Below are 11,777 nucleotides of genomic sequence, written 5' to 3' on the forward strand. Positions count from 1 at the left end.
GATGGTCTGGGGGCATGGCCAAGACAATCGCATTCCTGACCGCACCCGAAGGCATCGAGCGGGTCGAGCTGACCGACCCGTGGGACTCCGTGACGCAGGCCGGTCACTCCGCCACGCTGCTCAGCACCGAGTCCGGCACGGTCCAGACCTTCGACCACCTCGACAAGGCCGAGACCCGCCCCGTGGACGGTCTCGTCAAGGAGGCCTCCGTCGACGACTACGACGCGCTCGTCCTGCCCGGTGGCGTCGCCAACCCCGACGCCCTGCGCATGGACACCGACGCCGTCGCCTTCATCAAGGCGTTCGTCGAGTCCGGCAAGCCGGTGGCCGCCATCTGCCACGCACCGTGGACCCTCGTCGAGGCCGGTGTGCTCGAGGGCCGCACCCTGGCGTCGTGGCCGAGCCTGCAGACCGACATCCGCAACGCCGGCGGCACCTGGCAGGACGAGGCGGTCGTCGTCGACGGCAACCTCATCACGAGCCGCAACCCCGATGACATCCCCGCCTTCACCAAGGCGCTGCTCGACGCCCTCGGCTGAGCAGGCGCTCGCTTGGGACGAGACGCTCGGCCCAGCCGCACCTGCGCACATGACGAAGGCCGGCCCTCCGTGAGGAGGACCGGCCTTCGTGCGTGCGGGCGCTTCAGTTCTTGAAGGCGTCCTTGACGTTCTCGCCGGCCTGCTTGAGGTTGCCCTCGGTCTGCTGGGCCTTGCCCTCGGCTTCGAGGCGCTCGTTGTCGGTGGCGTCACCGACCTGCTCCTTGCCCTCGCCGACGACCTTGTCCTTCATGTTCTCGATCTTGTCTCCGATACCCATGGTGAATCTCCTTGGTTGTGCGGATGGTGATCTGCATCGAGCATGCGCCGCGTCTTGACGATTCGATGCTCCTTCAGGCTAACGCTTCAGGACGATCAAAAGGTCCCCGCCCTCGACCTGTTGATGACCGCCGATCGCGAGCCTCTCGACGGTCCCCGAGCTGGGGGCGGTGATGTTGGCCTCCATCTTCATCGCCTCGATGGTCGCCACCACCGCCCCGGCCTCGACGGTGTCGCCCTCCGCAACGGCTGGCGTCACCACTCCGGCGAAGGGTGCGGGCACGTGGCTCGGGTTGCCGGGCTCGGCCTTCTCGGCCGTCTTGACGTCGACCTGAACGGCGTTGTCCCGCACCGTGATCGGGCGGAACTGGCCGTTGAGGGTGCACATGACGGTGCGCATGCCCTTGGCGTCGGCGTCGCCGATCGAGCTGACGGCGAGGAGGAGCCTCTTGCCGGCCTCGATCTCGACCTCGTACTCGCGCGACGGGTCGAGACCGTGGAGGAACTCGACCGTGCCGAGCACCGACAGGTCGCCGTAGCGCTCCCTCGACGACAGGAAGTCCTTGGTGGGGCCGGGGAAGAGGAGCTCGTTGAGCGTCGCGCGAGGTGCGGCGTCGAGCGCCGCCTCCTGCTCGGTGGTGAGCTCGGTGACGCGGGGCTTGCCCTGGCGTCCCTGGAGCGCCTTGGTGCGGAACGGCTCGGGCCAGCCACCCGGCGGGTCTCCCAGCTCACCCTCGAGGAAGCCGATGACCGAGTCGGGGATGTCGTACCTCGTCGGGTTCTCCTCGAAGTCGTCCGGGTCCGCGCCGGCACCGACGAGGGCGAGGGCGAGGTCGCCGACGACCTTGCTGCTCGGCGTGACCTTGACGATGTTGCCCAGGATCCGGTTGGCGGCCGCGTAGGTGTCCTCGATGTCCTCGAAGCGGTCGCCGAGGCCGAGCGCGATCGCCTGCTGGCGCAGGTTGGAGAGCTGGCCGCCTGGGATCTCGTGGAAGTAGACGCGGCCGGTGGGGGAGGGCAGGCCGGACTCGAAGGGGGCGTACAGCTGGCGCACGGCCTCCCAGTAGGGCTCGAGCGCGAAGACGTTGTCGATGTCGAGCCCGGTGGGCCGGTCGGTGCCGTCGGTGGCGGCGACGAGGGCCGACAGGGACGGCTGGCTCGTCGTCCCGGCCATCGACGCGCAGGCGGCGTCGACGGCGTCCACGCCGGCGTCGATGGCGGCGAGCAGCGTGCCGACCTGGCCGCCGGCGGTGTCGTGCGTGTGCAGGTGCACGGGCAGGTCGAACCGCTCGCGCAGCGCGGTCACGAGGGTGCGGGCCGCGGGGGCGCGCAGCAGGCCGGCCATGTCCTTGATCGCGAGGACGTGGGCGCCGGTCTCGACGATCTCCTCGGCGAGCCGGAGGTAGTAGTCGAGCGTGTAGAGCGTCTCGCGGGGGTCGCTGAGGTTGCCGGTGTAGCAGAGCGCCACCTCGGCGACGGCGGTCCCCGTGCCGAGCACCGCGTCGACCGCCGGACGCATCTGGCCCACGTCGTTGAGCGAGTCGAAGATCCGGAAGATGTCGAGACCCGAGCGGGCCGCCTCGCCGACGAACGCGTCGGTGACCCTGGTCGGGTAGGGCGTGTAGCCGACGGTGTTGCGCCCACGCAGGAGCATCTGCAGCGGCACGTTGGGCATGGCGTCGCGCAGGAGCGACAGGCGCTCCCACGGGTCCTCGCTGAGGAAGCGCAGCGCGACGTCGTAGGTCGCGCCACCCCAGGCCTCCATCGACAGCAGCTCGGGGGTGAGCCGCGAGACGTGGCCCGCGACGTGGAGCAGGTCGCGGGTGCGCATCCGGGTCGCCAGCAGCGACTGGTGGGCGTCGCGGAAGGTCGTGTCGGTGACGGCGACCTCGGTGCGCGCGCGCAGCCGGCGCGCGAACTCGGCGGGCCCGACCCGCTGGAGCAGGTCGCGCGAGCCGGGCGGCAGCGGCGCCTCGAGGTCGAGCGCGGGGAGCTTGGCGCGCGGCTTGACGGTGGTCCGCGCCGGTCCGTGCGGCTGGTTGACCGTGACGTCGGCGAGGTAGGTGAGCAGCTTGGTGCCGCGGTCGGCCGGCGTGCGCGCGGTGAGGAGCTCGGGGCGTTCGTCGATGAACGACGTCGTCGCCTGCCCGGCCTGGAACACCGGGTCGGCGAGCACGCCCTCGAGGAAGCGGATGTTGGTGGAAACCCCGCGGATCCGGAACTCGGCGAGGGCTCGCCGGGCCCGGCGCACCGCCATCGGGAAGTCGCGCCCGCGGCAGGTGAGCTTGACGAGCATCGAGTCGAAGTGGGCCGAGACGCGCGCCCCGACGAACACCGTGCCGCCGTCGAGCCGCACGCCGCCGCCACCCGCCGAGCGGTAGACGGTGATCGTGCCGGCGTCGGGCCGGAACCCGTTGGCCGGGTCCTCGGTGGTGATCCGGCACTGGAGGGCGAACCCGCGCAGACGGATGTCCTCCTGGCGCAGGTCGAGGTCCTCGAAGGTCTCGCCCGACGCGATCCGCATCTGCGAGACGACGAGGTCGATGTCGGTGACCTCCTCGGTCACGGTGTGCTCGACCTGGATGCGGGGGTTCATCTCGATGAAGACGTAGCGGCCGTCCTGGCCGAGGAGAAACTCGACGGTGCCGGCGTTGACGTAGCCGATCTCGCGCGCGAAGCGCACGGCATCGGCGCACATCTGGTCGCGGGTGGCGGCGTCGAGGTTCGGGGCAGGCGCGATCTCGACGACCTTCTGGTGGCGTCGCTGCAGCGAGCAGTCCCGCTCGAAGAGGTGGAGCACGCCGCCGTCGCCCTCGGACCCGTCGCTGAGGACCTGCACCTCGATGTGGCGCGGGTCGAGCACCGCCTCCTCGATGTAGAGGGTGGGGTCGCCGAACGCCGCGTCGGCCTCGCGCTGGGCGGCCTCGAGGGCGTCGCGCAGGTGTGCGGGGTCGTCGACGCGGCGCATGCCGCGGCCGCCACCGCCGGAGACGGCCTTGACGAAGCACGGGTAGCCGATGTCCGCCGCGGCGGCCTCGAGGGTGTCGAGGTCGGTGCCGGCCTCGGACCCGCGCAGCGTCGGCAGCCCGGCCGCCTTGGCGGCGGCGATCGCCTTCGCCTTGTTGCCGGTGAGGTGGAGGACCTGCGCCGGGGGACCGATGAAGGTGATCCCGTTGGCGGCGCACTCCTCGGCGAGCAGCGGGTTCTCGGAGAGGAACCCGTAGCCCGGGTAGATGGCGTCGGCACCGCACTCGACGGCGACGCGCACGATGTTCTCGTGGTCGAGGTAGGCCCGGACCGGGTGACCCTCCTCGCCGATCTGGTAGGACTCGTCGGCCTTGAGCCGGTGCTCGGAGTTGCGGTCCTCGTGGGGGAAGACCGCGACCGTCTTGGCGCCGAGCTCGGTGGCGGCGCGGAACGCCCTGACGGCGATCTCACCTCGGTTGGCGACAAGGACCTTGCGGAACACGGCATACCTCCGGGAGGGCGGCGAACGGTCTACCGGAATGCTAGTGATCGCTCACTGAGTGAGACCGAAAGACCACAGTCCGGACGCGTTCACCTGCTCGACGCGCGCGATCCATGCTCGCGCGGGAGGGTGGAGGACATGACTCGTATGCCGTTCGCCCGCCTTCTCGTCGCCACCACCGCTGCGCTCGGCGCGGCTCTCGTCGGCCCCGCGGCGCTGCCCGCGGCCAGTGCCGCGCCCGTCACGTCCGCGGTGGTGAGCTCACCACCACGCGCGTCCGTGCAGCCGCTGGAGCGCGCACACGCCCACAACGACTACGAGCACGACCGGCCGCTGCTCGACGCACTCGACCACGGGTTCACCTCGGCCGAGGCCGACGTCTGGCTCGTCGACGACCAGCTCTACATCGGGCACGACGGGCCCGACCCGGCCCGCACGCTGCGCGACACCTACCTCGCTCCGCTCGCCCAGCGGTTCCGCGAGAACGGCGGCGCGATCCACCGACAGGGGCGCGAGCCGTTCCGGCTGCTCATCGACGTCAAGAGCGAGGGGACGGCGGCCTGGCCGGTCATCGAGCGCGAGCTCTCGGCCTACCCGCAGCTGTTCACGGCATACAAGGGTGGCAAGGTCCACGAGCGCGCCGTGACAGCGGTCATCTCCGGCAACCGCGACCTCACCGCGATGCAGGCCGCGAGCAAGCGTTTCTCGTTCTACGACGGCCGGATGGGCGACCTCGGCGGCCCGCTGCCGGCGAGCGTCATGCCGCTCGTCAGCGACAACTGGACCAAGTACTTCACCTGGCAGGGCGTCGGGGCCATGCCCGAGGCCGAGCGCGCCAGGCTGCGCACGATCGTCGCGACGGCTCACGCCCGCGGCCAGCAGGTGCGCTTCTGGGCGACGCCCGACGCCGCGCTCCCGAACCGTGAGGCCGTGTGGCGCGAGCTCGTGGCCGCCGACGTCGACGTCCTCAACACGGACGACCTGGCCGGGCTCCAGCGCTTCCTGCTCGCCGAGGACCCGGAGGAGCAGGCGGCGGCCTGACCGTCAGGCGCTCGCGGCGTCCTCGAGGATCTCGGGGGCGTTGTCGACGACCCACACCATGAGCGGGTTGAGCAGGGCGGCGAGCTCGAGCCCGCGCGGCGTGAGCGAGTACTCGACGTGCGGCGGGACGACCGGCCGTGCGTCGCGCAGGACGAAGCCGTCGGCGACGAGGGTGCGCAGGGTCTGGGCGAGCATCTTCTCGCTCACGCCCTCGGCTCGGCGGCGCAGCTCGCTCCAGCGCAGCGGCTCGCCGTCGCCGAGCGAGAGCAGGACGAGCAGGCCCCACTTGCTCATGACGTGGTCGAGGACGGTGCGGCTCGGGCAGCCGGCCGCGAAGACCGCGTCGGGGAAGCGCTCGGCCAGGGGGGTGCTCACCTTCATGTAGGTACCTTACTTCAAAGTGGGTACTAACCAACGGGAAGTATGCCGCGACCACGGTCGTTCTCCGGGTGTCAGCGCTTCGCCGCCTCACCTCGAAAGGCTCCACCCTCATGACCTCCATCCTCGTCACCGGCGCCACCGGACACCTCGGTCGCCTCGCCATCGACGCCCTCCTCGCCCGCGGCGTCGCACCGGCCGACATCGCCGCCCTCGTACGCGACCGGGCGAAGGCCGACGACCTCGCCGAGCGCGGCATCGACGTGCGGGTCGGCAGCTTCGAGGACCCGGCCTCGCTCGACGCCGCCCTCGCCGGCATCGACCGCCTCCTCTTCATCTCCGGGTCCGAGGTCGGCCAGCGCGTCGCCCAGCACCAGAACGTCGTGGACGCCGCCGTCCGCGCCGGTGTCGAGCTCGTCGCCTACACGAGCATCGTGCGCGCCGACACCTCGCCGCTCGGCCTCGCCGACGAGCACCGCGCGACCGAGCAGGCCCTCGCCGACTCCGGTCTGCCGCACGCCCTGCTCCGCAACTCCTGGTACATCGAGAACTACACGGCTCAGGTCCCGCAGCACCTCGAGCACGGCGTCGTCCTCGGTGCCGCCGGGGAGGGACGGGTGAGCGCCGCCACCCGCGCGGACTACGCCGAGGCTGCCGCCGCCGTCATCACGAGCGAGGACCAGGCCGGTCAGGTCTACGAGCTCGGTGGGGACAGCGCGTTCACCCTCGGCGAGTACGCCGCGGCCCTGTCCGAGCAGTCCGGCACGCCGGTGGCCTACCGCGACCTCTCGGTGCAGGACTACGCCGCAGCGCTCGTCGGCGCGGGCGTTCCCGAGGGCTACGCCCAGGCGCTCGCGTCCGGCGACGACGGCCTCAAGCACGGCGCGCTCCTCGTCGAGACCGGCGACCTCTCGCGGCTCATCGGGCGTCCGACGACCCCGCTCGCCGACGCCCTGCGCAGCGCCCTGGCCTGAGCCCCGCGCGAGGCGGTCCCGGAAATGATTCGGGGCCGCCACGCGTTGGCAGGTACAGTTCCAACCACAACTCAACAGCGTGGGATGAGCCCCCTCAGGGGGGTGATCGGTTTCGACATTGGTCGGCGGATCAAGGGAAGCGGGTCGAGGATGCACGGTTATCTCGTAAACGCTCCGTGCAAACCAATAGGTGCCAACTCCAAGCGCACCGACTTCGCCCTCGCCGCCTGAGCGAGCTCCGAAGTCCGTCAGCCTGAGCTCGTTCTCGTCTCAGTGTCTGGCGTCAGCTAGAGAACTTGCTGCGTCACCCTTGTCGGGGGGTGGCGCGGGACTCCAATCCGACTGGGCCTGTCAGGGAACGTGTGCGCGCGAGCCCTGGGGCCGAGAAAATCCACAGCGCACTGCACCCGGAGAAGTCTTGGTTTCCCGTCAGTGGACGCGGGTTCGATTCCCGCCACCTCCACCACCGTGGTCATCCCACGAACGACCTCACCCGGTCGGTCGGCGCGAGCCGTCCGGCCGGGTGTTCGTCTGTCCCCATGTCCGTGTGTGACGATCTCGTATGCCGTCCGCCGAGTCCCAGCGCACCCCACCCCCCGAGGACGAGCGGATCGGGGACCGGGACCTCGGCGACTGGCGGTCCGACAGCGGCCGGTTCGTCGTGCGGGCCGCGGTGCGGGGAGCGGCGGTCCTCGGCCGGCTCGGCCGGTGGTCGCTCGCCAACCTGGCTCTCGTCCTCACCGTCGGCGTGGGGCTCGGCCTCGTCTGGGCCTTCGCGGAGGTCTCGGCCGAGGTCTACGAGAACGTCGTCGACCGCGACGGGATCTCGGTCATCGACCAGCCGGTCCTCGACTGGTCCGTGGGGATGAGGACCCCCGAGTCGTCGCGGCTCGTCACCGACTTCACCGACCTCGGCGGCACGGTGGGGATGCCGCTCATCGCCCTGCTCGCCGGCGTCGGCCTCGCGATCGCGTGGCGCCGCTGGACGCCGCTCGTCCTCATGGCCATCGCCTCCGCCGGCTCGCTCGCCATCACCATCACCGGCAAGGGCCTCGCCGGGCGGGCCCGCCCGCCACAGTCCCTCGCCGTGCCGCCCTTCGAGAGTTCCGCGAGCTTCCCGTCCGGGCACACGCTCAACGCGACCGTGGTCCTGGGGCTCACGGCATACCTGCTCGTCATCTGGATCCGCAAGCGGCGCTGGCGCGCGGTCGTCATCGTCGTGCTCGGCCTGCTCATCGTCGCGATGGGCCTGTCACGCGTCTACCTGGGCCACCACTGGCTCACCGACGTCATCGCCGGATGGGCGATCGGTCTCGGCTGGCTGGCCAGCGTCATCACCGGTCACCGGGTGAGGATCACGCTGGCCCGACGGCATCCGACGGGCTCCCCGGACGCGTGACGCCGGCGATGTCGAGCGCCCAGGCGTCACCGTCGGGGCGGAACCCGAGCTTCTCGTAGTAGGCCCCGACCATCGCGTCGGGCGTGCGGACGGTCCGCCACCCGTGACCGGCGAAGAGGCCGCTGTGCCGCCACACGAACTCGCCGGGCGTGAAGTCGCGGTAGCGCTCGGTGACGTAGTCGAGCTCGATCTGGCCCACGCCGCCACCGGCGTCGCGGACGACGACGACACCGACCGTCTCGTGGCCGTGCAGGACGAGGTAGGCGAAGCGTGAGGCCGACTCGGTGACCCCGCTGAAGCCGGGGTTGAACTTCGCGATGTCGGCCCGCTGCACCTCGATGAAGTGCTGGAAGTAGGCGTCGTCCTCCTCGACCTCGATGACGGCGAAGGCGCTCGCGTCGTTCTTCTCGCGCAGCATCGTGGCGATGAACCACAGGTTGATCGCGGCGAGCACGACGTTCATCGCGACCATGGGCCAGACGCCGATGAGTGCGTTGAAGACGGTGAGGATGCCGCAGGCGATGGTGTTGAGGACGCGCAGCCGCAGGATCCGCGCCTGGAGCAGAGAGAAGACGAGGAGCGCGGACCCGAACCAGCCGAGCGCGTCGAGCCAGCTCATGCCAGCGCCCAGCGGACCGTGACGGTGCTCGTGATCGCGCGGGTGCCGCCCTCGATCGGCATGCCACCGGCGAAGGCGTCGGCGGAGCGGGCCATCATCGGACGCGGTCCCGGCTCGACGCCGCCCTCGCGGATCGTGAGGACGGGGCCCAGCTCGGCGCCGGCGAGCCGGGCGTACTGGGACGCGCGGGCGTGCGCGTCCTCGAACGCCGCCTGACGCGACGCCTCGACGGCCTCGGTGCTCTGCTCCGCGGTCATCTCGATGCCGTCGACCGCGAGTGCGTCGCCGGCCGCACCGGCGAGGGCCTGGAGGACGTCACCGACGCGTGCCCTGTCCCGGATCGTGAGCCGGAAGGCCTGGTATGCCGTGTAGCCGACGACCTTGCGGCCGTTGCTGTCGTGCCGCGGGTGGATGCCGACGTCCTCGGTGCGACGGTCGCTGCCCTCGACGCCGTGGTCGGCGGCGGCCTGGAGGGCTGCGGCGGTGCGGCTCGAGGACTCGGTGAGGGCACTCGCCACGTCGCGGGCCTCGCACTGCACGCGGGCCCGGAGGATGACGAGGTCCGGCACGACGTGGTGCGCGCCCTGGCCGGTGACTTCGACGTGCTCGCTCATGGGGGCAACTGTAGGTCCGCCGGTGCGTGGGCCACGTCGATCCACGGGGTAGGTGCCCGCGTGGCGGGCCGATTGTCGTGAACTCGCGAGTAGCAGGTTGAATCGTGCCCATGGCCCTTCCTTCCGCCGCGAACTCCGTCACCGTCCGTCTCGTCGTCCCGGCCCGAGCCACCGCTGTCAGCGAGCTCACCGGGGTCGTGGAAGAGGCCGGGGGAGTGGTCACCGGGCTCGACGTCACCGCGTCGGGGCACGACGCGGTCCGCATCGACGTCACCCTCATGACCCGCGACCCCGAGCACGCCGACGAGATCGTCGAGCGGATGCGGGTCGTGCCGGGGGTCGAGATCGGCAAGGTCTCGGACCGCACCTTCCTCATGCACCTCGGCGGCAAGCTCCGGATCGAGTCCAAGGTCCCGATCCGCAACCGTGACGACCTCTCGCTCATCTACACCCCCGGCGTGGCCCGGGTCTGCATGGCGATCCACGAGAACCCCGAGGACGCACGCCGCCTCACGATCAAGCGCAACACCGTCGCAGTCGTCACCGACGGCACCGCCGTCCTCGGTCTGGGCAACATCGGCCCGCTCGCGGCCATGCCGGTCATGGAGGGCAAGGCCGCGCTGTTCAAGCGCTTCGCCGACATCGACGCCTTCCCGATCTGCCTCGACACGACCGACACCGAGGAGATCATCACGGCCGTCAAGGCGATCTCCCCGGTCTTCGCCGGCATCAACCTCGAGGACATCTCGGCCCCCCGCTGCTTCGAGATCGAGGCGCGGCTGCGTGCCGAGCTCGACATCCCGGTGTTCCACGACGACCAGCACGGCACCGCGATCGTCGCCCTCGCCGCGATGCGCAACGCGCTCGCGGTCGTCGGCAAGAAGCTCGAGGACGTCAAGCTCGTCATGAGCGGCGCCGGGGCGGCCGGGACCGCGATCCTCAAGCTCCTGCTCTTCGCCGGTGCGCGCAACGTCGTCGTCGCCGACATGCACGGGGTCATCCACGCGGGACGCGAGGACGTCCTGTCCGGAGACCACCCCAACCACGAGTGGATCGCCGCGCACACCAACGCGGAGGGCTTCAGCGGGACCCTCGTCGAGGCGCTCGCCGGGGCCGACGTCTTCCTGGGTGTCTCCGCACCCAACATCCTCACCGGCGACGACATCGCGACGATGGCCGACGACGCCGTGGTCTTCGCCATGGCCAACCCGACCCCCGAGGTCGACCCGGTCGAGGCGTCCAAGCACGCGACCGTCGTGGCCACGGGTCGCTCGGACTTCGCCAACCAGATCAACAACGTCCTCGTCTTCCCCGGCGTCTTCCGCGGACTGCTCGACTCGGGCTCCAAGGTGCTCACCCCGGCCGTGCTGCTCGCCGCGGCCGAGGCGCTCGCGGGTGTCGTCAAGGAGGACGAGCGCAACGCGACCTACATCATCCCGAGCGTCTTCCACCCGGACGTCGCCGAGGTCGTCGCCGCCGCCGTCGCCAAGGCCGCCACGTCCGAACCTCCCGCGTGAGCAGTGCGCCGCGGCGCGGCCGCTCGCTGCTGCCCGCGGTGCTCGCGCTGGTCCTCCAGCTCGTCGTGGTCTACGCCCCGTCGGGTGGGGGAGTGGCGCCGTTCCCGAACTTCGACAAGCTCGTGCACCTCACGGTGTTCGCGCTGCCGGTGCTCTTCGCCCTGCTGGCGCGGCTCCCGCTCGTGCCCGTCGTGACCCTCATGGCGCTCCACGCACCGGTGAGCGAGGTCGTCCAGGCGACGCTGCTGCCGCACCGGTCCGGCGACCCGTGGGACGCCGTCGCGGACCTCACCGGGGTGGCCCTCGGGGTGCTGGTGGCACGGGCGGTCGTCACCGTCCGCACTCCTGGTCGGGAAGCCGACCACCTTCGCGGACGCTGACGGGCGGCGTCCGGGGGGTGTGCGGCCGCGTGCTTCGAGTTCGGGCTGAGCACGGACCGCTGGTAGCATTGACTCCTTGCGCCACGTCCGGCGCCGCGTGCAGCCCGTGAAATCTCGTTGACACAGAAGTCGTCGTGGAGGGCCGTAGACGCCACCACCACCGACTCGGATCGAGTGATTTCCCATGCCCAAGAACCCCTCCTCCAGCGGCAAGAAGCCGCGCTGGACCTCGTCGCAGAAGGCGACCGCGAAGTCCAAGGGCCCCAAGAAGGCCCACCGCGGCCAGCCCGACGGCCCCCGCACGAAGGCCCCCCGCTCCGAGCGCAGCCCGCGCTGGAGCGACGAGGACCGTGCGGACCGGGGCCGCCCGGCTCGACGCACCAACCGCGCCGGCACCGGGCGCGACGACCGCGGCAGTGACACGCGCGGTGGCTTCAAGGGCCGCGACGACCGTGGCAGTGACTCGCGCGGTGGCTACCAGGGTCGCGACACCCGTGGTGAGCGTCCGGCATACGGCCAGCGTCGGGACGACCGCGGCAGTGACTCGCGCGGTGGCTTCCTGGGTCGTGAC

The 11,777-nt window shown here is 71.1% G+C and carries 11 protein-coding genes, 1 other RNA gene and 1 pseudogene; 8 read left to right on the forward strand and 5 right to left on the reverse strand.

Annotated features, from left to right (window positions below):
* The first annotated feature begins 14 nt into the window (after positions 1 to 14).
* Positions 15 to 539, forward strand: coding sequence for a type 1 glutamine amidotransferase domain-containing protein (locus KLO01_RS16380; protein ID WP_147067161.1), 525 nt, complete (start codon positions 15 to 17; stop codon positions 537 to 539).
* Positions 540 to 642: 103 nt separating this feature from the next.
* Here KLO01_RS16380 and KLO01_RS16385 read toward each other — a convergent pair whose 3' ends face one another.
* Entirely contained in the window at positions 643 to 816 is a 174-nt protein-coding gene (locus KLO01_RS16385; protein ID WP_147067163.1) for a CsbD family protein, read from the reverse strand.
* 78 nt (positions 817 to 894) lie between these two features.
* Complete coding sequence (locus KLO01_RS16390) at positions 895 to 4,284, reverse strand: pyruvate carboxylase (RefSeq protein WP_147067165.1); 3,390 nt, start codon at positions 4,282 to 4,284, stop codon at positions 895 to 897.
* 138 nt (positions 4,285 to 4,422) lie between these two features.
* Between KLO01_RS16390 and KLO01_RS16395 the strand changes: the two genes are divergently transcribed.
* Positions 4,423 to 5,325: a phosphatidylinositol-specific phospholipase C/glycerophosphodiester phosphodiesterase family protein gene (locus KLO01_RS16395; protein WP_307725683.1), complete on the forward strand. Its 903-nt coding sequence runs from the start codon at positions 4,423 to 4,425 to the stop codon at positions 5,323 to 5,325.
* Between the two features lie 3 nt (positions 5,326 to 5,328).
* On the opposite strand, the gene KLO01_RS16400 is transcribed toward KLO01_RS16395, so the two are convergent.
* Positions 5,329 to 5,706 (reverse strand): winged helix-turn-helix transcriptional regulator, encoded by a 378-nt coding sequence (locus tag KLO01_RS16400; RefSeq protein WP_147067166.1) that lies wholly within the window; start codon positions 5,704 to 5,706, stop codon positions 5,329 to 5,331.
* 110 nt (positions 5,707 to 5,816) lie between these two features.
* On the opposite strand from KLO01_RS16400, the gene KLO01_RS16405 reads away from it, so the two are divergent.
* The 3 genes from KLO01_RS16405 to KLO01_RS16415 all read left to right on the forward strand — a co-directional run bounded on the left by KLO01_RS16405 (position 5,817) and on the right by KLO01_RS16415 (position 8,076).
* Positions 5,817 to 6,677 carry an SDR family oxidoreductase gene (locus tag KLO01_RS16405; RefSeq protein ID WP_147067169.1) on the forward strand — a complete coding sequence of 287 codons (861 nt, stop codon included), beginning with the start codon at positions 5,817 to 5,819 and terminating at the stop codon, positions 6,675 to 6,677.
* 98 nt (positions 6,678 to 6,775) lie between these two features.
* Positions 6,776 to 7,143, forward strand: a transfer-messenger RNA (tmRNA) gene (ssrA, locus tag KLO01_RS16410).
* Positions 7,144 to 7,239: 96 nt separating this feature from the next.
* Positions 7,240 to 8,076 (forward strand): phosphatase PAP2 family protein, encoded by an 837-nt coding sequence (locus KLO01_RS16415; RefSeq protein ID WP_147067171.1) that lies wholly within the window; start codon positions 7,240 to 7,242, stop codon positions 8,074 to 8,076.
* On the opposite strand, the gene KLO01_RS16420 is transcribed toward KLO01_RS16415, so the two are convergent.
* Both KLO01_RS16420 and KLO01_RS16425 read right to left on the reverse strand, forming a co-directional pair.
* The gene (locus KLO01_RS16420) at positions 8,033 to 8,695 is read right to left on the reverse strand and encodes a YgjV family protein (protein ID WP_147067173.1); all 663 of its coding nucleotides are present in this window, start codon (positions 8,693 to 8,695) and stop codon (positions 8,033 to 8,035) included. The two genes, KLO01_RS16415 and KLO01_RS16420, sit on opposite strands and share 44 nt — an antisense overlap.
* On the reverse strand, positions 8,692 to 9,309 hold the full coding sequence (locus tag KLO01_RS16425) for an SIMPL domain-containing protein (RefSeq protein WP_147067175.1): 618 nt from the start codon (positions 9,307 to 9,309) through the stop codon (positions 8,692 to 8,694). Before KLO01_RS16425 ends, KLO01_RS16420 begins: the two co-directional genes overlap by 4 nt.
* Positions 9,310 to 9,419: 110 nt before the next feature.
* Between KLO01_RS16425 and KLO01_RS16430 the strand changes: the two genes are divergently transcribed.
* The 3 genes and pseudogenes from KLO01_RS16430 to KLO01_RS16440 all read left to right on the forward strand — a co-directional run.
* Positions 9,420 to 10,826, forward strand: a complete 1,407-nt coding sequence (locus KLO01_RS16430) for an NAD-dependent malic enzyme (RefSeq protein WP_147067177.1) — start codon at positions 9,420 to 9,422, stop codon at positions 10,824 to 10,826.
* Positions 10,823 to 11,206, forward strand: a complete 384-nt coding sequence (locus KLO01_RS16435) for a VanZ family protein (protein WP_147067179.1) — start codon at positions 10,823 to 10,825, stop codon at positions 11,204 to 11,206. The genes KLO01_RS16430 and KLO01_RS16435 overlap by 4 nt, the downstream gene beginning before the upstream one ends.
* Before the next feature lie 184 nt (positions 11,207 to 11,390).
* Positions 11,391 to 11,777 (forward strand): annotated as a pseudogene (locus tag KLO01_RS16440) (DEAD/DEAH box helicase); the annotation flags it as partial.

Source organism: Knoellia locipacati, from assembly GCF_007992835.1.
GTDB classification, from domain to species: domain Bacteria; phylum Actinomycetota; class Actinomycetes; order Actinomycetales; family Dermatophilaceae; genus Knoellia; species Knoellia locipacati.